We start from the raw sequence: 23,486 nt of genomic DNA on the forward strand, positions 1-23,486 counted from the left end.
CGTCCAGGTAGGCCGCCAGATAGGCCAAGGCCTCCCGCTGACACCGGCACCGGCTCGTGCTGCCGGGTGCCCTTGCTGATCACCCAGACCTTGCCCGCTGACCAGTCGACGTCTTCCAGGCGCAGCCCGAGCAGCTCAGCCGCTCGCGCCCGGACGACACGAAACACGCCGGCAGCGCGTGATCACGAACACACCGCAGCTGAGCAAACAGCTCCTCCCACAGCCCGTCCGGGATCGCCCGCGGCGCCCGGGACCTGACCTTGGGGCGCAGCCTGCCACGCCGGACCGGCACCGTCGGCTCCAGCGGTGAACGGTGCGCCAGCCGCGTCCGGCGATCCGGGTTCTGCGGAACCGGGTTGATGACCGGCCCGCGGCCGTAGTGCCGGTGATACTCATAGAACCCGTGCACCACCGTCAGCGCGTGCGCGATCGTCGACGGCGCATACCCAGCCGCCAAGGTCGGCTTGCCCGTACGGGCATTCACCACTCCACCGGCACGCTTCCGCTGCGGATTCGGCGCCGACCGCAGCCAACCAACCATCGCGGCCGCCTCAGCCTCCGTCGCCTGCTCCCAGCCAACATCCACTAGCCACAGCAGCCGGAACCACCTCAGCAGGTCGTGCGCGTAGCTGCGCCCTGTGGCCGGGCTGGCATCGCCCAGCGCGAGATCCCGCAGATACCGGCTCACCGCCTCGACCTCGCTGCCGGCCGCATCGACCACCAGCCACGGCAACGACTCAAGCCCGCCAGCCGAAACAGCACCGACCCGAGGAAGGGCGACACGCCCCTCCATCAACTCACCGTACGAACGGGGCTGCCCAGTAGACACGTCGCAGATCATCACGAAGGCCTGCCCGGGCAACCAACTCGGTAGGGCCGTTAGTGCAGTCAACTGGCCACCACAGCCAGGGCAGAGCGAGCGCCAGCTCAACCCACGCCGAAGGCTTCACCTTCCGCACGAGCTCCGGCAGCTGTGGGAGCTTCGGCGAGACGATCGGTGAGGTCCGGAGCGGTCGCGGTGGCTGTGCTGGCGCTGGGCCGGGTGCCGGTCCGTGACCTGGTCGCGGAGCGGGCAGCGGTCTCCGAGGCGGAGGATCAGGCCGCACAGCGGGTGGGCGACGCCTGGTCGCTCCTGGGTTGCGAAGGTGAGGGACCCGCGGTGAGGAGGGACCGGGCGGTTGGCATGGTGGTTGCTATCGGCCCCGTTCACCCTCTGCACAGTAGCTTCGGCGGCGGTGATTCGAACAGTCGTTTGCAGGTTGCTGCAGCGCCTCGACCTCCGAACGGCGACAGGAGTTGACCAGCGGGCGCATGCTGGTGCCGTGGCCAGGGTGTGGCGGTGTGGTGACGGGGCCGACGTCCCCGAGCACCACCGGTTCTGCCTGCACCGCGACACGCCGCGCACGGTGCAGCGGGTGGTGGTCGTGGTGTGGCCGCCGTTCGGCCGGGTGCGGCGCAGAGGCCCCGCGTGACGCCGGCGCGGCGGCGTAGCGCGCCGGCCAGGGTGCGGATCCCGGCCGAGCTGGCCGGACCCGTGGAGGTCGCGTTGGCTCGCTCGGTCGATCAGATCCCGGCACTGAACGCGCTGCCGGGCGGGTCACGCTACGAGGTGAAGTGGGATGGCTACCTTCACTGAAGTCGCCAAGCCGGCTGACCACAGCCGAGCTGGTGCGGTGTTGTCACATGCTGAGCAGGGCTGAGCCCTGCGGGGGCTTGATCGGCGACGAGGCGCCATCGAGGCTGCCGAAACCGGTATCACTATGTACCTCACCAGGGTCAGGCATTTCTTCCATTGAAGTCCGCTGCGGTCAGCGGTGCGACCGCCGGGTTGCGGTGGTGTTGGAAGACGACCGAGGTGCGGAAGCCGGTGACCTCGCGGCGACGGCTGAGGCGGTCGACCAGGAACGCGTGCAGCAGGTCGATGCGCGGTACGCCGACGTGCAGCAGGAAGTCGTCACCGCCGGCCAGCACGTACACCGACATCACCTCGGGTAGCGCGGACACCTCGCGCTGGAAGTCGTCGATGAGTTCGCGACGCAGCGGCCGGACCTGGGCGAACACCAGCGCCTGCACGGTCCGGCCGAGCGCTTCTGGGTCCACCTCGGCGTGGTACCCGCGGATCACCCCCCTGTCGTGCAGGCGTCGTACCCTCTCGAAACAGGTCGACGGCGCGACGCCGATGCGCTGGGCCAGTTCCCGGTTAGTCTGCCGGGCGTCTCTCTGGAGCTCGGTTACGATACTGCGGTCAATCTCATCCATGTCCGGATCATAGGATGATTTCCGGACAATATTCGGATCCGCATATCCGAAGCGGGACGACTGGCTAGGTTGGCCGACATGATTCGACACGAGGGGATTGTTGTCCGCCGTGGCCGCCGTAGCGGCGCGACGGTGATCATGGCGGTGCATTCGACGGTGCTCGGGCCAGCCATCGGTGGGTGCCGGGTGCGGCACTATCCGTCCTGGCAGGCCGGGCTCGACGACGCGGTGCGGCTGTCCGAGGCTATGACGTGGAAGGCATCGATCGCGGGGCTCGACCATGGTGGGGGAAAGACCGTCGTCGTCCTGCCCGCAGGGTCTGCACCGTGGCGCTCATTGCTCGAAGACGTGTCCGACGCGCTCGCGTCCATGGGCGGGACGTATCTGACCGGACCGGACATCGGCACGGGGCCGGACGATATGCAGTTCCTCTTCGACCGCACCGGCTTCGCCTTCTGCCGTCCGGTGGCCAGAGGAGGCAGTGGTGACTCCGGGCCGGCGACGGCTGACGGCGTACTGGCTGCGCTCCGGGCCGGCGCAGCCCACGTCTTTGGTGATGGAGCTTTGGAGGGCCTGCGGATCGGTATCATCGGTCTGGGCTCGGTCGGTCTGCGACTCGCGGAATCCCTGGGCGGCGCCGAGTTGATCGTGGCAGACGTCGATGAGGCGCGGCGCGCGGACGCTTCCCGGCTCGGCGCGCAGTGGGCGTCGCCGGAAACGTTGCTCAAGTCCGACCTGGACGTGCTTATCCCGGCTGCTGTCGGCGGCGTCCTCACCTCGACCCTGGCCGCCGAACTCTCCGCCCGGTTGGTCGTTGGGCCGGCCAACAATCAACTCGCCGATGATCGCGTGGCGGACCAGTTGCGCGACCGCGGCATCACCTGGATCCCCGACTTCTTGGCCAGCGCAGGCGGCGTCATCCACGCGATCGGCATCGAACGCCATGGGCTGGACGAGAAAGCAGTCCGACCATTGGTCGACTCGATCGGCACCACTGTCTCCGAGGTCCTGAGTGAGGCGGCTCGTGCCGGTCGCACCCCGCTCGCCGTCACCCACGCCCGCGCCGCCGCCCGCATGGCGTCCCATGGCGAAACGGCAACGCAAGCCCGGCATGCCGTCTCTGACACCTGCTATAGCACCAACTAGCGCTCGAAAGAGTTCAGTCAACTAGTCGGATCGCGATCGTCCGCTGTCGATGTTCGAAGTCCGCTGCACAGATGTCCGAACTCGTCTGCAACGCGCGTAGGTAGGTGCGGATTCGCCAGTCGATCGGCGTTGTAGGAGACCCACGGCTGGCGCTCGCTGAACACGGTTCGTGCGGCGCGGTAGCAGGTGATTGATGAAGTGATGCTGCTGGTTCCTGCAATTCCGGTAGCGCCCGGAATCCGTGCGCGATGTGACTACTGCCGAACCCGCTTCGGCAGCGCCTCGCCGCCGTCGCCCATCGGGCCGCGGGAGGGAAGTGAACGAAATGCGTAAGGCCAAGCTCAATACGGTCTGGGCAAGCGTGTACAACCTTGACACCAAGCATCTGAAGCGGGCCGTCCGGCGGTTCGGTGCCAACTCAGACCGTTGCTCTCGGCTCGCTCGCGAGCGCCTGGTGTATTGACGCGACGACGGTCGCGCCCTCGCCGACCGCGGCTGCGACCCGTTTCATTGATCCAAGTCGCACGTCGCCAACCGCGAACACGCCGGGCTGGCTCGACTCCAGCGGCAATGGCCGCGGTCCCGCTGCCTGCGCGAAGCACGCAAGGGCGTCGCCTGACATCTGCTCGCCGGTGGTGATGAACCCCGCCTGATCCCGGTCGACCTGGGTCAGCCACTCAGTCGCTGGGTCCGCGCCGATGAAGCTGAACAGCCCGCTGCACGCCAGCTCCTCCCTCGCCGGGTCCCCACGCTTGACCAGCGTCACTGCCTGTAGGCGCGTACCCCCGTGCAGCTCAACAATCTCAGTGTTCGTTCGCACGTCGATCCGACGGTGCGCGAGGACGCGGTCGAGAAGGTACTGCGACATTCCAGCCGCGAGGTCCGATCCGCGGATCACGAGAGTGACCAGCGCGCCGCGCGAGGCGAGGAACACGGCTGCTTGGCCTGCCGAGTTGCCTCCACCCATCACCACGACGGGAGACGACTCGCACGCTCGTGCCTCCAACTCGGTGGCCGCGTAGAAGATGCCGGAATTCTCGAACTCGGCCCACCGCGCCAGCGGAAGTGTCCGGTACTGCGCGCCGGTCCGCGGACGGCTCTGGTGTCGGCCGACAACTCGTGACCGACGATGACGAGCGAGTCCGCGGCCCGTCCGCGTCGCAACCGTGTCCGTCGCGCTAGCAGCGCACGCAGCACGAGGTCGGACAGCTCGGGGTCCTCCGCCATCAGCCGGTGGAATCCAGGCAGGTCAATAGCGGTGACCCGGCCCGGTCGAGAGGCTCGAACGGTCAGGTACAGCCGTTGCCCGGTGAGGATGGCGAATTCGCCGACGAATCTCCCCGGTCCGAGTTCGTCGAGTACTTCTTCGTCTTGCAGCAGCGTGGCCGGGCGGACTATCTGCACCGAGGCGGTCTGCAGCAAGAACAGCATCGTCGCGCGGTTGCCGGCTGCGAACAGCACGGTCTCGGCGTCGACTTCGACGTCGGTCCCGTACGAGGCCAGCCTGCCCAGCGACAGGTCGTCGAGGACGGGGTAGGGATCGAGGGACTCGACGACCTCGAGCGGGTAGTCGCGTGACTCTACGTCCATCACTGGTACCGACTTTCAGGTGGTCGCGTGTAGTGAGTCGAGGAACGCCATGTCGTTGTCGCTGATCTGGAAGTCGACCTCGATGTTCGCGGCCATCCGCGACGGCGTGGTGCTCTTCGGTAGCGGGAGCACATCTCGTTGCAGCAAGTAGCGGATGCTGAGCTGGGCGACGGACTTGGCGTAGCGGGCCGCGACGTGGGCGAGCTGCACATTGTCCAGCAGCGCACCGGTGGCCAGCGGCGAGTACCCCTCGACCAGGATCGCGCTGTCCTGGCAGAAGGCCGTGATGTCCGGCTCGGTGTTGCCGATATGGAACTTGATCTGGTTGACGTGCGGGGCGACCTTCGCCGTCTTCAGCAGGGCTTCGATGTCCTTCACGCTGAAGTTGGACACTCCGATGGCCCGCACCCGGCCCGTTGCGTGAAGCCCCTCCATAGCGCGCCACACCTCGGCGTTGCCGGCCCGGTAGTCACCGCCGGGGTCCTGAAGCGGCGTTGGAAAATGGATCAGATACAGATCGACGTAGTCGGTGTCGAGCGCGGCGGCACTGTCAGCGAAGCTGGCCATTGCCTCGTCGTAGGTCTTCAGCGCGGCAGGGAGCTTGGTGGTCAGAAACAGCTCGTCGCGCGCCACTCCGCTGTCGGCCACGGCACGGGCGATGCTTGCCTCGTTGCCGTACGCGCGGGCGGTGTCGATGTGCCGGTACCCGAGCTGCAGCGCCGCCATGGTCGCGTCGTAGGCCGGGTCACCATCGGGGATCTGCCAGGTTCCAAACCCGATCTTCGGGACACGGACCCCATTGGCCAGCGGGAACCCTTCGGCGATGCTCAACATGTGCGACTCCTAGCGGACGGGGTTGCTTCCATGACCTGTCTAGTAGCTCGCCGGGCCTGGCGATGTGCAGGACATGATCCGTTCTGTGCCTGGACTGCACGTCAACCGCCACTGGGTTCCGGTCGCGCCGCTGAGGCGCCGACGCTGTCGGCACAGGGCTCGCCCCGCGCCAATCCGGCGCCACCGGACGCGCGCCGTGCTCATCCCGCACGAGGAGACGAAGGCGATGACGGACAACAGGCTCGATGTACCCATCCGGTCGCGCTACCTCGATACCCAGTTCGGACGCCTGCACGTCCGCGAACACGACGGCGACGGCCCACCGGTCGTGGCGCTGCATGGCTTTCCCGACGACTCACGCATCTACGACCGGATCGCGCCGCAGCTCGCACCGAGACGGCTTCTGGCCGTCGACTTCGTCGGCTTCGGACATTCCGACCGGGTCGACTACGACGACCTTCCACCCGATCGCCGCGAGGAGGAGGTTGGCGCGGTCCTCGACGGACTGGGACTGGACCGGGCCACAATCATCGGACATGACGCTTCCGGCGCAGTTGCGATCAACTTCACCCTCGCGCACCAGGATCGCGTCGACCACCTGATCCTGCTCAACTGCTATTACGGTTCTGACCCGGATCTGCGACTGCCGGAAATGATCCGGCTGCTCGGCGACCCACACTTCACCCCGCTGGCCGATGCGCTGCTCGGCGATCCGGCTATGCGGCAATGGCTACTGGCCCACACCCGCCGCCAATTCGGCTACGAGGTCGACGACCCGCACGGGGTAGCCGTCGCCTCGGTCGTGCCACAGTTCTTCGGCGAGACGGGGTGGCCGGACGCGCTGGCTGCGATCCGCGCCTGGACCGGGACGCTATACCCCGAACTTGACCGGCAGGACCGGCAGATCTCAGCCGGCAAGCTCGCCACGATCACTGTCCCGGTCACCGTCGCCTTCGGCCGCGACGACCAGTATCTCAACCCGACCGTCGCAGCCCACCTCGCCGCCCGATTCACCAATGCAAGCCTGCACCTGATCAACGACGCCAGCCACTGGCCGCAATGGGACCAGCCAGCCATCACCGCTCGCATGATCGCCGGCGACGCCCCGTGACACGTCGGCACGACCCAGTGCAAACCCACGTCAACAAACGTGCGGTCGCCCGGCCGCATCGAGGCACCCTCGCAGAGGAGCACACATGCCTACCGTCACCACACCTGAGGGCCTGGACATCAGCTACAAGGACTGGGGAGCTGGCCAGCCCATCGTGTTCTCCCACGGATGGCCACTGTCATCCGACGACTGGGAGCCGCAACTGTTCTTCTTCCTCGCCCAGGGCTTCCGCGTGATCGCGGCTGACCGGCGGGGACACGGCCGAACCACCCAAACTCCAGATGGTCACGACCTCGACCACTACGCCGACGACCTGGCGGCGGTCGTGGACCACCTCGACCTGCACGACGCCATCTTCGTCGGCCACTCCACCGGAGGCGGTGAAGTCACCCGCTACCGAGCCCGTCACGGTCTCGACCGGGCAGCGAAAGCCGCGCTCATCAGCGCGATCCCGCCACTGATGGTCAAGACCGAGACCAACCCGGGGGGCCTGCCGAAATCGTTGTTCGACGATCAGCAGGCACAGCTGGCGGCGAACCGATCAGTGTTCTACCGCGAACTGGCCGCCGGCCCGTTCTACGGCTTCAACCGTCCCGACCGAAGGCCCAACCAGGCCATCATCGACAACTGGTGGCGCCAAGGCATGACCGGCGACGCGAAAGCGCACTACGACGGCATCGTCGCGTTCTCCCAGACCGACCTCACCGACGACCTCAAATGCATCACCGTGCCGACGCTGGTAATGCACGGCGACGACGACCAGATCGTGCCTATCGACGACTCGGCGATGCTGTCCGCCAAGCTTCTGCCGAACGCGACACTGAAGATCTATCCCGGCTTCCCGCACGGCATGCCGACCACCGAGGCGGCCACCATCAACGCCGACGTCGACCACGCAATCCCGACCGAGCAGACAGAGAGAGCGCCCCGCGGCCGCGGGCATGCGACGCATCACCACGTCCGCGTCTCAAGATTGGTTCCATAGATGACCAGCATCGACGACCTCGTCGAACGCAACACCGGCTTCGCCGCCGACGGCTACTCCGCTGACCTGACGATCAACGCATGGGGCAACATCACCGTCATCGGCTGCGTCGACTCCCGAGTCGACCCCACCTACGTCCTCGGCCTAGGCAACGGCGAGGCCTCCGTCATCCGCAACGTCGGCGGCCGCGTGACACCCGCGACGTTGCAGACGCTGGCCATGCTTGCGAAGGTCCGGCACGCCAACGCCGCCACCAGCGTCGCGGGGACCCGGAACCTCGTGCTCCTTCACCACACCGATTGCGGCATGTCCGCGCTGGCGGACTTTCCCGACGTCCTCGCCGAGTACTTCCAGATACCCAGCGGGCAGCTCGACACCAAGTCCGTCCGTGACCCGTACGGAGCGGTGCGCGTCGATGTCGAGGTGCTCCGCGCCCATCAACACGCCCCCGACACACTGGTTTCCGGACTGGTGTACGACGTGGGGACCGGAGGCGTCGACGTCGTCGTCGCGCCCACCCTCCTTGACCCACCCTGAGCGACGTCGTCCCACCTTGAGCGGCGGTGACACATTCCGTGTCCGTATATGGCCACGAGCTTCGAGAACGACCCGTTGCCGAGTAGCGTCAAACGTCGTACTCCATGACGAACTATGTGGCGCCCGGGGAAAGCGAGCCGGCGTCGATCAGAAGGCCGCGCAGCCATCAGGTTCTAGTCGAAACCAGTCAGAACGTGACATTCATCCTCAACACCACCGAGGTCAACGAACGCGACCGACAGGAATTCGTTCACACAGCCCTCGGCATGACGATGGTGCCCATCGACCTGTACTGGCCCCAGCACCATGACGGGGTCAAAGCTCGCCGCGTCATCACCGATATCGGCGACCTCACCGTGTGCACCGGGCAGACCACTGCCTACCGGGTGGAACGCACCCCCCGGCTCGCTCGCGACGCGATGGAACCGAGCGTCTTCCTCAACCTGCAGCATTTCGGCTCGGGCATGGTCGTCCAGCATGACCGTGAAGCAGTTGGTCACCCGGGCGAGCTGGTCATGCGGCTTTGGGCATCCGTGGGACGTGCTGCTCGATCTGCACACTGTCTAGTTCCACCAACGCGATGCTCAATTGCAGCCGTCGGGTGTCGTCGACCAGTCGTTCGCCGTGGATCTTCATTGTCGCGGTCGGCCGTCCATTCCACGCGGCTGCAGTTGTGCCTGCGGCCGACCTCGAACAGCGACTCCATCAGCACACGGCCGAGACCCCGGCGCCGGTGGGCTTGCGAGACGAATAGCTCCTTCAAGTAGAGCGAGCAAGTCAGGCCGACGGCCGGCCAGAGGAAGGAGTACGCGGCGAAGCCGATCGCCGTGTCACCGTCGAACGCCAGCGTGGTGTTGGCGGCAGGGAAGTCGCTGAACAGGGCGTCATGGATCTGCTGGCGCCGGAACTCAAGCGAGCCGACCTGGGAGGTCCCGTAGAAGCGGTCCATCTCCTCAGCCAACGTGAGCAGTTGGTCGACGTCATCGGAGGCGGCAGGGCGCACTACGATCACAGCAGGCGATCCTCTGGCGTCGAGCTAACAAGGTCACGACCGGCACCGGAGGCACTCGGACGACGCTTCGACGAATCTCGCGAGTGGCTAGGCAACGTTTGCCGGCCACGGTTTCCACTCGATCGAGCCCGGGCGCTCGCCTCCGCTGGCCAGAAAATTCTTGACCGCCGCGCGGATCAGGTCGAGGGAGACTTCAGAGTCGAGTGGAAAGTCCTCCGGGTGGCCGGCGTACTCGTAGAAGACCTCATCGTGCTGTGGGCCTTGTCCGACGGCGTACCAGACACCGTTCGCTCCGTCGGCTGTGCCGGCGAACTTGATGCCTCCGAGTTTGCGTTCTGAGTCGAGGCCGATGCGGAAGTTGTGGTCGGGCAGTCCTTGCTTGGTCTTGGGGCGCTCGCGGATGTATAACGCGGCCATGGTGTGGTCGAAGGTTTCACCGAGCAGTGCATCGATCAGTTGGTCGACGTCTTCGTCGGACGTCAGGATCACCGGGTTGCGGTCGTGCTCATGTCGGTAGTAGGCCTCGATGGTGTAGGTCATGATCAGGTGTCCTCGTCCTGTCGTGGATAGGTTCGCTTGAAGCCTGCTGGTCCGAACACGGTCAGCCGGGCGCCCTCGGGCAGGAACCGGAGTAGGTTCTCATCGCAGCCGTACGGCCCGGGGCACGGCCAGTTGTTGATCGTGATGATCTCATCCGTCAGACCGCGCTCGCGCATGAACATGGCAAACTTGACCTCGACGTGCGAGCCGAGAGTGATATCTCCGGGTGCGATCTGGATGTTGTTCTCGTTCATGAAGCGGTCGGCGTCGGTCGAGTACTCGTCGACTCCGCTGATGAGGTCGTGCTCTTGGCCGTCGGCGTCGACCCATGCGCCGCGTGTCTTGTCTCGGCGACCGCGGACCGGCAGTCGGTTCAGGATCTCGCTCGCCCTCGGCCGGAACTGCTCACGATCCCGGCCGACAGGTCCGTCCTCAGGGCGCGCCTCGTCGCCAGCGTCCGCAGGCTTGCCCGACCGCTTGGCTTCAGGCTCAGCCTGCTCGTCACCTCGCCGGCCTTCCGCGGGTTGCGCGCTTCCGCCTGCGCCGTCTGGCCTTCGGGCCGTCGAATCTGCCGCTGGCTCGGCCGTCCGCACGCCGCTGACCATCTGCTCGACCCAACCACGCGCTCGCGGCGGTGCCATCGAAAGGTAGTGCGCGGCTTCCTCGCAGCGCCCGGCAGCTTCGTCTAGCTGCATCGCGGCCATGCGGGCATTGGGGTTGCTGCTCAAGCCGCCCACCCACGCGGCCGCCTCGCGATACTTGCTGGCTCGATCATGTAGGTACGACACGACGCGCGGGATCTCGTCCAGTGCGTTGAGAAGCTCCTGGGCGACCCGTTGCAGTTCGGACGGCATCTGAGATGAAAGCGCGCTGGCTAGATCTGGTTGGCATAGCTGCGGCAGCCCGCCTCGGCGATCTGCAGCGCCTGGACGGCTTGGTCGACCGACTTGGCCGCCGCCTCGAGCATCGTCGCGATGTCCTGATCGGCCCGCGTCGCAGTGCCACGGATCAGAGCCTGGACATGCTGGCTGGACTGCTCGAAGCGTTGCTTGAATCCGGCCAAGCTGCCAGCGCCTTGCCGGGACTGGTCGGCCAGACTGTGGAGCTGCATTTTGAGCTGTTCGACTTGGGACATAGTTGTTCCTCACTTGGTCCGGACTGCCAGCGATCGCAGATCCGGAGCGACAAGCCGCATGATTGCGCGGCGATGATGGTCTCGAGACGGGAGGACGGCAGGTCAGATGGTTCGACGCAAGAACGCCATGCTGGACACTGCGCTCGCTTGTGTGGAGTCCGGGGACTCGGGTACGTCGTGACCTGACAGCAGACCAGTCAGGTACGAGGATCGAACTCCCCCGCCTTCATGCCTTCGGTGAACGCCGCCCATTCGCCGGCGGTGAAGCGCAGAATCTGACCGTGGCCGTGTTCCTTGCTGTCGCGGACCGCTGCTCCGCCGTCCGGCATGAGCGCGACCTCGACGCAGTTGTTGCTGTTGTTGCTGCGCGTGGCCTTGCGCCAGGCGGCGTCGATGAGATCGGTCATTTGCTTCCTTTCGCTCACGCGCCCCAGGACGAGGGTGCACTCGGTGATCACTGACTTGGCCGGGTGGTGCCGTGGTCCCCGCCCCGCCGTCCCTCGCGACTCAGGCCGTCAGACCCGGTGACGAGGGACGGGCGGGCGCCCCGGGATCCCGCCCGACCCCGGATTGGAACGGCTGGCTCCCGCAGGCCGTGTTCACAACGGGCGCCAGCCGGGTTCAAGGTGGAGTGCTCAGTCCCGCCCAATCAGGGCGGATCGTCTGCGATGAGGAGCCGGACTCCGGCAGCCTCGAGTTCACGGCGGAACTGGTCTGCGATTGAATCGGCGGCGGTGATCGCGACTGTCGAGACGCCGTCTCGGCGCGCTGCCTCGATCAAGGCCTCGAGCGCCGCGGGCTGTGAGTCGAGCGCCTCCATGTAGATCGCCGTCATCTGTAAGCCCGCGCGGTCAGCCAACTCGAGTAGCAGCTTGCGAGCGCGGTCCTGCTCGGCCGGTGTCATCAGGAAGGTCTCGACGAAGTAGCCCAGCATCCCCGGGCGGGCGGCGACGCTCACCTCACTGCTCCTCGCCGTCGATCCGGATCGCCCTTGGCATCGCGTCGATCGTCACCGGTAGGCCGAACCGCCTGGACGATGCCGCGGCGTACCGCTCAGCCAGCTCGTGCCTGACCAGATAGTCAGCGATCACATGATCGCCGAACCAAACCCGCACGCGATGTCGCGGCATGGGATCGGCTGCAGGGTCGGTGATGGTCATCAGCCGCGGACTTCCTGCGCGATGTCACGGAGCATCAGGACGTACGCAAGAGCCGCGACGCCGATCAGGCACTGCAGGACCGTCGTGTGCGATTGCGTTAAGAGCCAGTAACCAGTCATGAACCCATCCCCGCTTCTCGGTCGATTGGATCTCGTGCCAGGGCTGTGGGCTGGAGCCCCAGTCTTTGCCGTGCAGGCGATTCGTTGCCTACATCACCGAGTTTCGACCTGCCCGCGCAGGGTTGTTCAGTCCATCGTGGGGGTCCACGATGGACCCCCACGCAGTGCCTCGTCGCTACCGGTAGCGATGCCAGGTAGCGGTGTCGCCAGCGATCAGGCTGCGGAGGCGGTGAGCCAGCTCGTGGGCGACGTCCGGACGACCGGGGAGCCCGTCGATGACGCTGGTGACAATCTGGAGCTCGCGGACCGACCGTAGGGTCGGCCAGGTGGGTGACGAGAGCAGGTCGAAGCCGTACCCTGCGCTGAGTTCGTCGTACTGCTCACGTGGATCTCCGAACCGCTCCACGCCGTGGGCAGCTGGGACGAGGTCCCACTCGGGAGGGCCGATGCTGACCGAGTCCAGGTCGCAGAGCACGGACTGGCCGCGAGTGTCGGTGAGGAGGTTGCCGGCGTGAGCATCGCCGTGGATGACCGACGTGGGCAGCAGCCAGTCAGTGGACGCCGCAGCGGCCCGGACGGAGCGGGAGCGTCTCCGCAGCCAGTCGACGAGGTCGCTCAGATCAAGCCCTACTTGACCTGAGGCCCACGTCTGCAGGTACTCCAGTTCCCCGTCCCGAGCTGCCGCGGCGGTCTCGAGGCGAGACTGCGCGCGGCTGATGGGATCCCACTGCGGGAGCGGGAATCCGAGATCGTTGAGCGAGTGGAACGCCAGCAACGGCCGCGCGAGTTCAGCTTGCCGGTGGCGTTTCCCGGGGATCTGTTGGAGGTATGTCCAGGCGGTGGCAGCCCAGTCTGGGGTCTCGATCGGCTCCTGCAGTCCGGGCGCGAGCCGGACGGTGGGCAGATCGAGTTCGGCCAGCCTGTGGGCGATCTTGGTGACGCGGTAGACGGTGGAACGATTGGCTGCGGGGGCGATGCGCAGTACCAGGTTGGCGGCAGGCAGTTTGTAGACGGCGTTCATCGTGTAGCGGAGCAGTACGGCGCCAGCGGGGTCGAGCCCTGCTGCGCTGGCAATGTCGCGCAGAGCAGTATCAAGGCGGTCGTGTTCGCCGCTGCTGAGAGTTGTCACGCCGTAGAAGTTAGCCGCCGGCCAACGCACCAACCCGCTCAAGGACCCCGCTCACACCGTCGTGGGCGGAGTAGGGACGGGCCAGTGACGCCATCGCCTGCAACCGATCGGCAGCACGAACCGAGTCCGTCGCCAAGGCCATGTCGACGGCCAGATGCCCGGCGGCGGCCGCACGGTCGGGTTGGGCGTCGAGAAGGTAGCCGGTGGCGAGGCTGATCGCGTCGAACGTCCGGCTACGCTCCTCTCCCACGCCCCTGATCGTGTACGAGCGCTCAGCATGCTCGATTGCCCGCGGCGCGAACCGGATCCGATGCTCGGAATGGGAGGCCAGGCTGGCGTAGATCACCCCCGAGATGCCGTCCAGGTCTGCCGGCGCCAGGAAGAACCGTGCCCACGCCGGGACCGTGCCTTCGTCGACCCGCCCGAGCTCGTCTTGAGCCCGCGCCAGCGAGTCGGACACCCTGTCCGCGGCGCCGAGCATGGCGTACGCCCAGGCCTCGTTGGCGTGCAGGACAGCGACGGCGGCGAGGTTTCCGCTGTCCTGGGCAACGATCTGCCCGAGCTGCCATAGCCGCAGCGTCTCCTGCGCCCGACCCTTGTGGATCGAGACCCGCCCGAGGCGGTAGAAGCCACCGGCGATGAGCGCGAGTTCGTTGATCTCCCGGGCGAGGACGAGCCCGGCGGTCAGGTAGTGACGGGCCGCCCCGTGGTCGCCGAGGTCGTGACTGGCCCACCCGGCGACTTGGTACATGTCGGACAGCGCGGCCTTGAAGTCCGCCTCGGTTTGCTCGGTTTCGAAACGGCTGGCAAGCATGCCACTGGCGAAGGCGAGGTAGCTGACCGCGGAGTCCCGGCAGGATCCGCCGCCGTGCGCGGCATCGATTTGGCGGTGCTCGTCACGAACCGCGCGGACCAGATCGACGTGGGCGGCAGTCACTCGCGCTGGAAGGCCGGACGCGTTGGGATGCTTGGCATCGACGTACCCGTTCAGCTCGGCCGGGACAGGACCAACCGCCAAGGCAGCGAGAGATCCGACGAACCCCGGCACTGCACCGGGGTCGCGCAACCTGCCATCGCAGTTGGTTTCTCTGCTAGTCGCATGCGACCCCACACCCAGCAAGCCGCGGTCGATGCCGAAACCGTCCGCGATTCGCACCAGTACGTCGTACGACGTCACCATCTGCTTGCCCTGGGAGATACTTCGAACCCGGGTTTCCGCGAGACCGGACGCAGCCGCGAGCGCGCTCCTGCTGTAGCCGTGATCCCTCAGAAACAAGAACAGCGTCCGGATGTCTTGCTCAGCCAGGGAATCACGCAGTGGCCGGCCCTCGTGCACACCCGACGTCCACCACTGCGGATCTGGCCGCGCCACGTGCCGCGCAGCGTACTCGGTCGCCGTGGCCATCACAGGTCCCGGATCTCGCGGCCCAGATCCCGCGCCACGAAGGCGTAGAAGACGCGCGCGATCGCGTTCAGCGCCCACGAATCTGGCTGCATTCTCGGTCTCCCTGCGACGTCGGTGTGGATACGATGAGCGAATCACTGGCTACCGTGGGTGGGACAGCGGTTATGAGGCCGAGAGTGGTGAAAGTGGGGAACGAGCGAACGGGGAAGTCGAGCGCTGGACAGCGCCGTAACGCCAAGCTCGAGGCGGTCATCGCCGAGGCGGGCTGGTCGCATGCCCAACTTGCGCAGGCAGTGGGTCGGGTGGCGGCCGAAACCGGCAACCAGCGCCTTGTCTCAGTGGGCAGGTCCCATGTCTCGCACTGGGTCGCAGGGTCGACGCCGTCGGGTGACGCGCCGGCGATCCTGGTGGAGGCACTTTCTCGCCGCCTCGGTAGGGTCGTCACCGTCCACGAGATCGGCCTGTCCGGTCCGCGGTCACCTGCAGCACTGGATTGGTCCGCGGATACGCTGACGACGCTCGCCGATCTGGGAAGAGGCAACGTGGACATCGAGCGCAGGTCTGTCATGCGGGCCGCCGGCTACTCCGTGGCCGCACTGGCGGTGCCCTCTCAGGCCTGGTGGGACACCATGGCGCGCCGTGGGGCTCAGCGCTCTGCCCGGACCGGCCGGTTGATCGGCGCCGGTGATCTGGAAGCGAGAGATGGCGCAGATGTTCACCCGGATCGATCAGCGCCGCGGCGGCGGACATGCGCGCACCGCAGTGGTGCAGTATCTGACATCCGATGTCGCCAGCACGCTCAGAGCCGCCCACGCCAGCGCCGACATTCGCCGCGGCCTGTTCTCCACTGCCGGCGAGCTTGCGTATCTCAGTGGCTGGATGGCGTTCGACAATGCCGAGCACGCGACCGCCCAGAAGTACTTCACGGTAGCCGTCCAGCTCGCCGCCGAGGCCGACGACCCACCCCTGGCCGGCCACGTTCTGCGTGCGATGGCTCACCAGGCCGTCGATCTCGGCCATTCACGACAAGCCGTGCAACTGGCCAAGGCGTCGCTCTCCGGGCGTCGATCGACCCTGGCTAGTCTCCGCGAGCGGGCCTTGCTCGAGGTCGTCCACGCGAGGGCACTGGCAGCCGACGGTCAAGGCGGCGCGGCCGCGAAAGCTCTGCTACGCGCCGAGGACAACCTGGCCGCCATCGGCGCCGGTGACGACGAGCCCCACCGGGTGTTCTTCTTCGGCGAGGCCAGCCTCGCCCACGAAACCGCGTGTACTCTGCGCGACCTCGGCGATCTGGCCGCGGCGACAACCCAGTTCAGACACAGCGTCCGCACCCGCAAGTCGGCTACCTTTACCCGCACGCACGCCGTGACCCTTGGATACTTCGGCGCAATTCAGGCCCGTCAGGGCGCGATCGACGAAGCCTGCTCGACCTGGTCGACGGCTCTTGACGTCATGGACGGCGTGCACTCCGGCCGCACGCGTCAGACTGTCGTCGACATGCGTGCGGCGCTGTCGCCGTTCCGAGCCCGCGGCATCCCTGCCGCTGCCGAACTCGACCGGCGCGCCGCCCGCTACCTCGCCTCCGCGCCAAGATGACCAACCCTGCCCCGTCACTGTCACAAATCGGAGGATCTCTCCCATGATGCATAGCGTTGTCACGGTCGAACCCGTTGCCCAGGTCATCGGTGGTCGAAGCGAACCCACCGATGACTTCTGGGGCGGCACACGCTCCATCCTGCGCATCGACAGTGAGCGATTCGACGAACGATCCACCGCCGGCCTGGACGCCTTCTCTCACCTCGAGGTCGTGTTCTTCTTTCACCTCAGCGACCAGACCGACCTGAACCTCGGTGCTCGCCGCCCCAGGGACAACCCGGCCTGGCCCGAGGTCGGTGCGTTCGGCCATCGCAACATGCGCCGGATCAACTGGCTCGGCATTTCTCGCTGCCGCCTGCTGAAGGTCGATGGACTCGACCTGCACGTCGAAGATCTCGACGCCGTCGACGGCACTCCCGTCATCGACATCAAACCCTGGTTCGACGAGTTCGGCCCCCGGGGCGAGACCCACCAGCCGGCCTGGACCACCCACATGCTTACGGACTACTTCGCGCCCGGCGAACAGAGCTGAGCCCGTCTGGGTTCAGGCGAGCTGTTGCAACTCGTTGAGCCTCTGCTTGATGAAGTCGGCCGACTCCTCGTCGCTGAGCGCGATCTCCCACAGATTCGCCCAGGCCTTCTGAAGCAGTCCGACCTCGTCGGGCTTGTCCGCCCAGAAGAACCCGAGGAAGCCGTCCACGTAAACACCGGACCGCTCGACCAGCGGACCGCGCGGCGGGAAGTCCAGCAGGGCGAACGGCCCAGTCGTCAGCCCAGCGTGTTCCTCAACGTCGAGCGGCATGATCCTGATCGCAATGTCCGGCCGCTGCGCCATCTCCAGCAGGTGGATCAGCTGCCCGGCCATCGTCTCCGCACCACCGATGCGCCGGCGAACCACTGCTTCACTAAGTACGACGTCGAGCTTGGGCGGGCCTGACTCTCGGTCGAGGATCAGCTGCCGGTTCAGCCGGATCTCTAACCGGCGTTCGAGCACATCCGGATCGAGCTGGGTCCCGGTGAAGCGCTCGTCTCCCATGATGCTTTTCGCGTACTCGAGGGTCTGCAACAAGCCAGGGATGAGGTCCGTCTCGTAGAGGGCGAGCGACGACGTGGAAGCCTCCAAGCCGGTGAACAGGACGAAGTTGTCCGAGACCAGGTCGGCGTAGGAGCTCAGCCAGTTCTTCGCCTTGGTCGCTCTGGTCTCCTTGGCCAGGTCCATCAATGCACGGATCAGCTCGGCGTCGTCGACGCCGTACACCTTGCACGCCTGCTCGACGTCCAGGCTGCGCACCGGAGACTCGCCGTTCTCCAGCCGCGACACCGTTGATGCCGACATCTCCAGCTTCAATCCCGCCTGCCGGAGGGACAGACTGGCCGCCTCCCGAAGCTCCCGCAGGTGCCGACCGAGCAGGTACCGCGGGACCACCGAACCGGTGGCTGATTCCAGCCTCATCTGACCTCGTTTCTGAGCGACCAAACACTACAACGGTCCTCCGCAGACCAGGCGCTGTCCGCGCCTGTCTGGAGACATGTTAGAACGAAACGCCCCGCTGTGAAACGTTGCATGATGAGACGTTCGCTGATTCACTAATGCCTCGACATCACAGAGTGATGGAGCGGTGAAACCGATGACGACACTGGCACGTCCCTCGAAGCTGACAGACCCAGAAATCACTCGGCAGGTCGCGCCGCCGACACAAGTCAGCCTCATCCACAACCACGCCACGCGCTGTGCCGCCCGGCGCCTGCTCGAGGAGTGCCTGCAGCGGCTCAATGGCAAGTTCCGCCGTTGGCGCGACGAAGACCTCTATCCGTCGGTTTGAGTCGGCCGAAGCTGGCGCCAGAGGCGCCCGAGGTTCCACTCCTCGGGTTCGGCACTACCGGGCCGAACGCCTCCGCTCCGCCGCCACGACTTGGAGTCCCGGCGCGATCCGCTCTCCCTTGTCGAGTGGATTGAGTCCAGCCCGTGGTCGGGAAGCCGGGGCTCCAGAAAAGGGTCGGTGAGTGCCTGGCGTCCTCCGCGCAGATGCTCACCGGCCACCACTCCGTGTCGATCGAGCACCGAGGACCGAAAGGGCCGACTACCGACGATGACCAACGGCGAACCGGCTTTGCGGGGCGGCACCGTGGCGCAGGACCTGCTTACCCGGGCGAGCAGCGCCAGGTTCTGGAACCTGGCGCAGGGCGGTAAGGACCACTACGCGGTCGATCGCAGGCTCATCGTCGGAGTCAAGGAGATCGCCCCTCCGTCCGGCGACATGGCGGCCGCTAGCCAGGAGTTCCTGCGTCGCGCCTGCGAGTACCTGGCCGGCACTGTCGGCATGACCCAATTTGTCGACTGCGGTGCTGGGCTGCCAGTAGGCGATCGCGTTCACGACATCGTCCAGGCAATCAACCCCACCGCGAAAGTGCTGTACGTCGACAACGACCCGGAAGTGCTGGCCCACGCTCGCTCTTTTGTGGTTGCGAACGAGCACGTACGCGTCGTGGACGGCGATATCTTCGCGCCCGACGTACTGCTCAAGTCCGAAAGAGGTCAGCACCTTCATCGACTGGACCAATCCGGTGGCGATCATCCAGACCGCGACCCTTCACCACCACCCCGGCCCCGCCAGCGACATTGCCCGCATCATGCAGACCTACGTCGACGCCGCGGCACCCGGCTCCTGCACAGTGATCTCCCACTTTCTCGATCCACAAGACGTCGTGAGTGGTGCGGTACGCCGGATCGAGCAGCGACTCCTCGACAGCAGCGCCGGAACCGGCTGGTTCCGCACTGTCGACGAGATCCGATCTCTGTTCCCCGGACAGTGTCTCGTGGGCCCAGGCGTCGTCCCTTGTTATCAATGGCCCGACACCTACGCGGAAGCGACCAATTGGACCCAGGGCTGCATAGCCGGAGGCATCGGACAGAAACGGACCGGCCACTGATGACCACTACCGAGCCGAGCACCAGCCCAGCTCTCGACGAGGCTGTCGAGGCCCATAGGCGCCTGCTTGCACACCTCGATCCACCGCTACCGAGCACGCTGTTCAACCTGCTCGCTCGAGAGGGATACAAGACCGTCGCGGACGTTGCCGCTGTTAGCGATGCTGATCTGCTCAAGGTGCGAGAGATCGGTGAATCGTCGCTTGCGATCATCCGCGCTGCGCTTGCTGGTGATGTGCAACCGCCTCCCTCGGAGCACAGTCCACTCAGTCGGCTCAACGGCGTGCTGCACTACGAGCTTCTCGCCCTGCTCGCCGATGCCGGCCTCCGTACGGCTGAGGAAGTCGCGGCCGCCAACACCTCGGTTCTGCGTGATCTGCTCTTCACAGGGGCGCTTGAAGTCAGAGCCATCCATGCCGCGACATTGGCTTAGGTCGCCGGCAAGTACACCATCGGCGACACTCTTGCTTTGCCAAGACAGGAAGCGCGCGAACTGGTCGCCCTGCTCGGCCACCTGGCCATCTGCGCAGACCAAGACAACGATACCAAGCTCGTCCGCCGCACTCGGGCGATGCTTCAGCGAATCGCCCCGGGATTCCCCGCCCCCTAGGATCCTTCGCGGCCCGCGCGAACGAAGTAGGTGAACGAGGTCCGCCGCCGGGAGCGTCCTCGCGATCGCGATGGTGTCTGAGCCCAGACGTTGAGCCTGCCTCTGCCTGTTCGGGAATGGAGCCGGACCGGGGCTAACTCTGGAAGTCTGGATGGCGAGTCAGCACGCTTGTCCGTCGTGCGTGCGCAGCTCTGAGCATCGCCAAGACGTCTGAAGGAGCAGAACCGTTGTCGAATGAACAAGGCCGCGTCTTCCGTGAGGCCTGGATTGCCGGCGTGACGAAGCACTACCCAGGTGAGCCGAAGCCTGGGTAGGTCGCACCGTGGGAAGAGACGCCAAATTGGGAGCGGGAGAGCGCCGCGGCTGTCTACGACCATGTTCGGATGTTTGTTGATGTGTCTGAGGGAAACACCAGCAAGCTCACTCGCGAGCAGAAGGGGCGGTTCGTAGCGCTGTGCTGGATTGCGCAGATCTACCGCCATATCCCCGACCCCAAGCCGAGCTATGTCGCCGACTGGAATGATCTGCCTAGCTGGCAGCAGGAGACGGACGCCGACATCTTCGAACACATTGAGAGCCTGGCCTGATCCTGGTGGAGGCCTGCGCAGGAGCCCTACGGGCTGAGCGGGCGCCAGCGGGCAACGCTGTTGGAGCCCTGCTCTTGGACGAGGCGTTGAGAGGCGTTCATCAAACACGACCGGCGAACGCCGGAAGACCTTGCGTCGCAGTTGCACTGGTCGTGTGTCGTAGACAGTTGGCGTGACGACCTGTCGTCTTCAGGCAGGCGCGGACTCCGGTAGTTGATCGCGCGGTAGCGCGCAGGCGCGGGCCGTACCCCGCAAGGAAGGGTCGGGTGGGTGGGTGGGAGCGCTGCGTAGCACGCGTGGGTAAGAAACCCCTGCTGAGAGCCGGTGAGGGGACTCGAACCCCTAACCACCGCTTCACCAATCCCGCTGTCCCGACACATCGCAACGTTTGCCAAGGTTGCCTGTGACCTGCGGAAACGTAGATTTTCAGTTGCCGTTGACATGCACCATTTGCCCACATTCGCCGTTCAAAGCGGTCAGTAAAACGGTCAGTGATCTGCAGATCTCAAGGTGCGGTACGGCTGACGCCGCGAATCCACCCGCCGATGCGGTTGTCCTGCGACACTGAGGGCATGCCGCATCCGGGTACCCGAGCTGGGTCGCGCCGAGGTGGGAATCGTCTGGCATGTCTCTGACTGTCGCAGTGGACGACCCAACCAGCCTGATCAACGGCTTCTTCGATAAACATCTCCCGCACCATCTTCCGCTGATCCGCCCGTGGGAGAGAACACTTCGACAGCGTGCGATGAGGAGAGTCGCATCGACCTCCAACGCACCTCACCTTGTTGGCGCAGCTATCGAGATTCGAATCGGTCTCGACCTCGCGCAGGTCCTGCCGTACGCCGACCTGGCGGCGGCCGTCTGCTCGACGACCGGGCACGGTGCGATCAAGGCACTGGGCTACGAGCCGACCGTCAACGCCGGTCTTGGCGACGAACTGTCCACATGGCGCAAGGTCGGCTCGCCGCCAGCCAGGGAGCTCGATGACGAGCGCGACCGGCAGATCGCGGCCGCCAAGCTCTGCTGGCAAATGGCTTATATCGAGACCGTTGCGTTCGAACTGCCGAAGACCTCGATGAACTCCAGCGACGCCCTGGCAACGTTCTGGTCGCAGTGTCCACACCCCGAGGCGCCCGACGAAACGATCAACGTGCTTCTGAACCTGTGGCACCGGTACGCCACCTACGCACAGGCGACGCTGTCCGGGTTCGGTGAACCGGTGAAGATCAGACCGTCGTTCGCGTCATGCTTCGCCGTAGGCGACCTGCTAGTCGGCCACACGGTGATCGAGGTCAAGTGTGAACGGCGCCCTGAGGAATCGCTTCCCCGCACATTGCGGCAGGTTTTGGGCTGTGCGCTCGCCGAATCCGATGACGCCGGTGCAGTGGACAGCGTCGGTGTCTACCACGCGTACGAGGGTTCTCTCGTCCATTGGACGCTCACCCAAGCTCTCCAGATCCTCGCCGCCGATGACCACGCTTCAGTTTCCGAACTTCGCGCACGCTTCGCCGACACCATCGCGGCGGAGCGCACCGCGATCGGAGAGCGCAGCCGCTGACCGGTCCGGCTTGGGGAGCCTCGCCACGTCGACGCGACGCACCGGCGGATTGCATCGCGTCATGTACCGAGCGCGGCTATCCTGAACTCAGGTCGCCCCGCTGCCCGGCTCCGAGCCTCAGTGCCCATGTCATGCGGCAACGAGGACAAGAAGCTCCGCATCACGTGGGACCTGTTGATCTGCCGTAGCGAACTAAGTCCAGCCTTTGGCACCGTCGGCGGAGCAACGACATGGGCGTGCTCTCTCGCAGAGAGAATGTGTCATGGCCGACAAGCGCCAACGCGAGATCCGTGCGTACAAGCAGATCACGGGACTCAACTACACCCGCGCCGCCCGCGAGATGCAGCGGTATGCCGATCCCACTCATTGTGAGGCTGCGTCCGAGGCACGGGAGATCGTGCGCCGGCTGGAGCAGATGCTGCCAGCTGATGAGGCGGAGTTCCCTGCGACGGTGCGTGCCCCGAATCTCGCCCTCGCCGCAGCCCGCGACGTCGCTCTGTGGACCGATCGGGGCGTGGTCGAGTAGGAGGAGTTCGACCGAGCCTTTCAGATCGGCGAGTGGCTGCGAGAGAGTGGCGGCCAACTATCTGATGTGCTCCTCGCTGCGGACGCCCTCCTAACGTGCGTGTGCGCCGCACGACGGGGCAGTTGCCATATCGGTCACTGCCGGCCGACCTCCTGTTCCCCGGCCCGCAACGTGCAAAGCTGACCGCCGACCGCGAGACCAAGCAGGGATGCTTCCAACATCGTCGAGGACATCGCCCGGCTGCACGAATCTCGCTCAGGCGTGAACTACGAGATCATCAGCCCTCCAGGCGTCGCCGAAGCAATCGGGGACCTCGCGTCGAGCGGTGCCGTCACCGCGACCGAGGACCTCGAGATCGATCTCGGCGAAGCTACAGCCCACATGGTGGAGCTCGAACTCGAATACGAGCTGGCACAGCACACCGCAGAGTGCATCGGGGCCGCGATCACGATAGCCTACAACCTCGGCAACGACGACGAGTTTAGGATCCGCCAAGCCGCTGCTCGGGTCCTCGAGGACCACCCAAGCATCTGCGGCTGCCCTTCATCAGCCGTCGGCGAACGCCTCGCCATTGTTGTCCGTCGCGCCCTCCGCCCGGCGGACAACCTCGTCGTCACACGCAACCCAACCCGATTTCACCACGGTCACCTAGCAAGATACGGTCCGAGGCCCGTGCCGAATCCTTGACAAGAGAGACGGCGGAGCCGGCCGACCGCCG

General features: G+C 65.9%; 31 protein-coding genes and 1 pseudogene. 16 read left to right on the forward strand and 16 right to left on the reverse strand.

The window, feature by feature from the left end:
* Positions 1 to 79: 79 nt before the first annotated feature.
* Complete coding sequence (locus OG555_RS18690) at positions 80 to 793, reverse strand: hypothetical protein (protein ID WP_329484183.1); 714 nt, start codon at positions 791 to 793, stop codon at positions 80 to 82.
* 529 nt (positions 794 to 1,322) lie between these two features.
* Here OG555_RS18690 and OG555_RS18695 point away from each other — a divergent pair.
* Both OG555_RS18695 and OG555_RS18700 read left to right on the forward strand, forming a co-directional pair.
* Positions 1,323 to 1,472, forward strand: coding sequence for a hypothetical protein (locus OG555_RS18695; protein ID WP_329484184.1), 150 nt, complete (start codon positions 1,323 to 1,325; stop codon positions 1,470 to 1,472).
* On the forward strand, positions 1,469 to 1,636 hold the full coding sequence (locus OG555_RS18700) for a hypothetical protein (RefSeq protein WP_329484185.1): 168 nt from the start codon (positions 1,469 to 1,471) through the stop codon (positions 1,634 to 1,636). The genes OG555_RS18695 and OG555_RS18700 overlap by 4 nt, the downstream gene beginning before the upstream one ends.
* Positions 1,637 to 1,776: 140 nt before the next feature.
* Here the strand turns inward: OG555_RS18700 and OG555_RS18705 are convergent, their stop codons facing one another.
* A complete protein-coding gene (locus OG555_RS18705; RefSeq protein ID WP_329484186.1) occupies positions 1,777 to 2,259 on the reverse strand; it encodes an Lrp/AsnC family transcriptional regulator in 483 nt (160 codons plus the stop codon).
* 78 nt (positions 2,260 to 2,337) lie between these two features.
* Here OG555_RS18705 and OG555_RS18710 point away from each other — a divergent pair, with 78 nt between their 5' ends.
* Positions 2,338 to 3,405, forward strand: a complete 1,068-nt coding sequence (locus OG555_RS18710; RefSeq protein ID WP_329484187.1) for a Glu/Leu/Phe/Val dehydrogenase dimerization domain-containing protein — start codon at positions 2,338 to 2,340, stop codon at positions 3,403 to 3,405.
* 418 nt (positions 3,406 to 3,823) lie between these two features.
* On the opposite strand, the gene OG555_RS18715 is transcribed toward OG555_RS18710, so the two are convergent.
* From OG555_RS18715 to OG555_RS18725, 3 genes are read right to left on the reverse strand one after another with little or no spacing between them, the layout of a single operon-like run.
* A complete protein-coding gene (locus OG555_RS18715; protein WP_329484843.1) occupies positions 3,824 to 4,465 on the reverse strand; it encodes an NAD(P)/FAD-dependent oxidoreductase in 642 nt (213 codons plus the stop codon).
* Positions 4,372 to 4,995, reverse strand: a complete 624-nt coding sequence (locus OG555_RS18720) for a Crp/Fnr family transcriptional regulator (protein ID WP_329484188.1) — start codon at positions 4,993 to 4,995, stop codon at positions 4,372 to 4,374. Before OG555_RS18720 ends, OG555_RS18715 begins: the two co-directional genes overlap by 94 nt.
* A 15-nt stretch (positions 4,996 to 5,010) precedes the next feature.
* Positions 5,011 to 5,829: an aldo/keto reductase gene (locus tag OG555_RS18725; RefSeq protein ID WP_329484189.1), complete on the reverse strand. Its 819-nt coding sequence runs from the start codon at positions 5,827 to 5,829 to the stop codon at positions 5,011 to 5,013.
* Between the two features lie 73 nt (positions 5,830 to 5,902).
* Here OG555_RS18725 and OG555_RS18730 point away from each other — a divergent pair, with 73 nt between their 5' ends.
* The 3 genes from OG555_RS18730 (at position 5,903) to OG555_RS18740 (ending at position 8,462) form a co-directional block, all read left to right on the forward strand.
* Positions 5,903 to 6,940 carry an alpha/beta fold hydrolase gene (locus tag OG555_RS18730; RefSeq protein ID WP_329484844.1) on the forward strand — a complete coding sequence of 346 codons (1,038 nt, stop codon included), beginning with the start codon at positions 5,903 to 5,905 and terminating at the stop codon, positions 6,938 to 6,940.
* A gap of 85 nt (positions 6,941 to 7,025) precedes the next feature.
* Positions 7,026 to 7,925: an alpha/beta fold hydrolase gene (locus OG555_RS18735; protein ID WP_329484190.1), complete on the forward strand. Its 900-nt coding sequence runs from the start codon at positions 7,026 to 7,028 to the stop codon at positions 7,923 to 7,925.
* Complete coding sequence (locus tag OG555_RS18740) at positions 7,926 to 8,462, forward strand: carbonic anhydrase (RefSeq protein WP_329484191.1); 537 nt, start codon at positions 7,926 to 7,928, stop codon at positions 8,460 to 8,462. It abuts the gene before it with no gap.
* 173 nt (positions 8,463 to 8,635) lie between these two features.
* Here OG555_RS18740 and OG555_RS18745 read toward each other — a convergent pair whose 3' ends face one another.
* From OG555_RS18745 to OG555_RS18790, 10 genes are all read right to left on the reverse strand, one after another.
* On the reverse strand, positions 8,636 to 8,962 hold the full coding sequence (locus OG555_RS18745) for a hypothetical protein (RefSeq protein ID WP_329484192.1): 327 nt from the start codon (positions 8,960 to 8,962) through the stop codon (positions 8,636 to 8,638).
* A complete protein-coding gene (locus OG555_RS18750) occupies positions 8,959 to 9,474 on the reverse strand; it encodes a GNAT family N-acetyltransferase (RefSeq protein ID WP_329484193.1) in 516 nt (171 codons plus the stop codon). Before OG555_RS18750 ends, OG555_RS18745 begins: the two co-directional genes overlap by 4 nt.
* 87 nt (positions 9,475 to 9,561) lie before the next feature.
* Positions 9,562 to 10,014 carry an Imm1 family immunity protein gene (locus tag OG555_RS18755; RefSeq protein ID WP_329484194.1) on the reverse strand — a complete coding sequence of 151 codons (453 nt, stop codon included), beginning with the start codon at positions 10,012 to 10,014 and terminating at the stop codon, positions 9,562 to 9,564.
* A gap of 2 nt (positions 10,015 to 10,016) precedes the next feature.
* Positions 10,017 to 10,868: a DddA-like double-stranded DNA deaminase toxin gene (locus OG555_RS18760; RefSeq protein WP_329484195.1), complete on the reverse strand. Its 852-nt coding sequence runs from the start codon at positions 10,866 to 10,868 to the stop codon at positions 10,017 to 10,019.
* 20 nt (positions 10,869 to 10,888) lie between these two features.
* The gene (locus tag OG555_RS18765; protein WP_329484196.1) at positions 10,889 to 11,149 is read right to left on the reverse strand and encodes a hypothetical protein; all 261 of its coding nucleotides are present in this window, start codon (positions 11,147 to 11,149) and stop codon (positions 10,889 to 10,891) included.
* Between the two features lie 197 nt (positions 11,150 to 11,346).
* On the reverse strand, positions 11,347 to 11,556 hold the full coding sequence (locus tag OG555_RS18770; RefSeq protein WP_329484197.1) for a DUF397 domain-containing protein: 210 nt from the start codon (positions 11,554 to 11,556) through the stop codon (positions 11,347 to 11,349).
* 242 nt (positions 11,557 to 11,798) lie between these two features.
* The gene (locus tag OG555_RS18775) at positions 11,799 to 12,107 is read right to left on the reverse strand and encodes a hypothetical protein (RefSeq protein ID WP_329484198.1); all 309 of its coding nucleotides are present in this window, start codon (positions 12,105 to 12,107) and stop codon (positions 11,799 to 11,801) included.
* Position 12,108: 1 nt separating this feature from the next.
* Positions 12,109 to 12,309, reverse strand: coding sequence for a hypothetical protein (locus OG555_RS18780; RefSeq protein WP_329484199.1), 201 nt, complete (start codon positions 12,307 to 12,309; stop codon positions 12,109 to 12,111).
* 294 nt (positions 12,310 to 12,603) lie between these two features.
* Positions 12,604 to 13,557 carry a phosphotransferase gene (locus OG555_RS18785; protein ID WP_329484200.1) on the reverse strand — a complete coding sequence of 318 codons (954 nt, stop codon included), beginning with the start codon at positions 13,555 to 13,557 and terminating at the stop codon, positions 12,604 to 12,606.
* A 10-nt stretch (positions 13,558 to 13,567) separates the two neighbouring features.
* Positions 13,568 to 14,962 carry a hypothetical protein gene (locus tag OG555_RS18790; protein ID WP_329484201.1) on the reverse strand — a complete coding sequence of 465 codons (1,395 nt, stop codon included), beginning with the start codon at positions 14,960 to 14,962 and terminating at the stop codon, positions 13,568 to 13,570.
* A gap of 702 nt (positions 14,963 to 15,664) precedes the next feature.
* Between OG555_RS18790 and OG555_RS18795 the strand changes: the two genes are divergently transcribed.
* Positions 15,665 to 16,558 (forward strand): hypothetical protein, encoded by an 894-nt coding sequence (locus OG555_RS18795; RefSeq protein WP_329484202.1) that lies wholly within the window; start codon positions 15,665 to 15,667, stop codon positions 16,556 to 16,558.
* A gap of 43 nt (positions 16,559 to 16,601) precedes the next feature.
* On the forward strand, positions 16,602 to 17,090 hold the full coding sequence (locus OG555_RS18800; protein WP_329484203.1) for an SAM-dependent methyltransferase: 489 nt from the start codon (positions 16,602 to 16,604) through the stop codon (positions 17,088 to 17,090).
* A gap of 12 nt (positions 17,091 to 17,102) precedes the next feature.
* Here the strand turns inward: OG555_RS18800 and OG555_RS18805 are convergent, their stop codons facing one another.
* Positions 17,103 to 18,011 carry a helix-turn-helix domain-containing protein gene (locus OG555_RS18805; protein ID WP_329484204.1) on the reverse strand — a complete coding sequence of 303 codons (909 nt, stop codon included), beginning with the start codon at positions 18,009 to 18,011 and terminating at the stop codon, positions 17,103 to 17,105.
* A gap of 175 nt (positions 18,012 to 18,186) precedes the next feature.
* On the opposite strand from OG555_RS18805, the gene OG555_RS18810 reads away from it, so the two are divergent.
* The 8 genes and pseudogenes from OG555_RS18810 (at position 18,187) to OG555_RS18845 (ending at position 23,455) form a co-directional block, all read left to right on the forward strand.
* Positions 18,187 to 18,381: a hypothetical protein gene (locus OG555_RS18810; RefSeq protein WP_329484205.1), complete on the forward strand. Its 195-nt coding sequence runs from the start codon at positions 18,187 to 18,189 to the stop codon at positions 18,379 to 18,381.
* Positions 18,382 to 18,648: 267 nt separating this feature from the next.
* Positions 18,649 to 19,020, forward strand: a pseudogene (locus OG555_RS42865) (SAM-dependent methyltransferase); the annotation flags it as partial.
* A gap of 103 nt (positions 19,021 to 19,123) precedes the next feature.
* Positions 19,124 to 19,489, forward strand: coding sequence for an SAM-dependent methyltransferase (locus OG555_RS18820; protein WP_329484207.1), 366 nt, complete (start codon positions 19,124 to 19,126; stop codon positions 19,487 to 19,489).
* Positions 19,489 to 19,920, forward strand: a complete 432-nt coding sequence (locus tag OG555_RS18825; RefSeq protein WP_329484208.1) for a DNA-directed RNA polymerase subunit alpha C-terminal domain-containing protein — start codon at positions 19,489 to 19,491, stop codon at positions 19,918 to 19,920. Before OG555_RS18820 ends, OG555_RS18825 begins: the two co-directional genes overlap by 1 nt.
* Before the next feature lie 560 nt (positions 19,921 to 20,480).
* On the forward strand, positions 20,481 to 20,684 hold the full coding sequence (locus OG555_RS18830) for a hypothetical protein (protein WP_329484209.1): 204 nt from the start codon (positions 20,481 to 20,483) through the stop codon (positions 20,682 to 20,684).
* A 625-nt stretch (positions 20,685 to 21,309) separates the two neighbouring features.
* Entirely contained in the window at positions 21,310 to 22,242 is a 933-nt protein-coding gene (locus tag OG555_RS18835; protein ID WP_329484210.1) for a hypothetical protein, read from the forward strand.
* A 262-nt stretch (positions 22,243 to 22,504) separates the two neighbouring features.
* Complete coding sequence (locus tag OG555_RS18840) at positions 22,505 to 22,768, forward strand: hypothetical protein (RefSeq protein WP_329484211.1); 264 nt, start codon at positions 22,505 to 22,507, stop codon at positions 22,766 to 22,768.
* A gap of 261 nt (positions 22,769 to 23,029) precedes the next feature.
* On the forward strand, positions 23,030 to 23,455 hold the full coding sequence (locus tag OG555_RS18845) for a hypothetical protein (protein WP_329484212.1): 426 nt from the start codon (positions 23,030 to 23,032) through the stop codon (positions 23,453 to 23,455).
* Positions 23,456 to 23,486: the final 31 nt, after the last annotated feature.

Origin of the sequence: Kribbella sp. NBC_01484, assembly GCF_036227145.1 — a bacterium.
In the GTDB taxonomy this organism is placed as follows: domain Bacteria; phylum Actinomycetota; class Actinomycetes; order Propionibacteriales; family Kribbellaceae; genus Kribbella.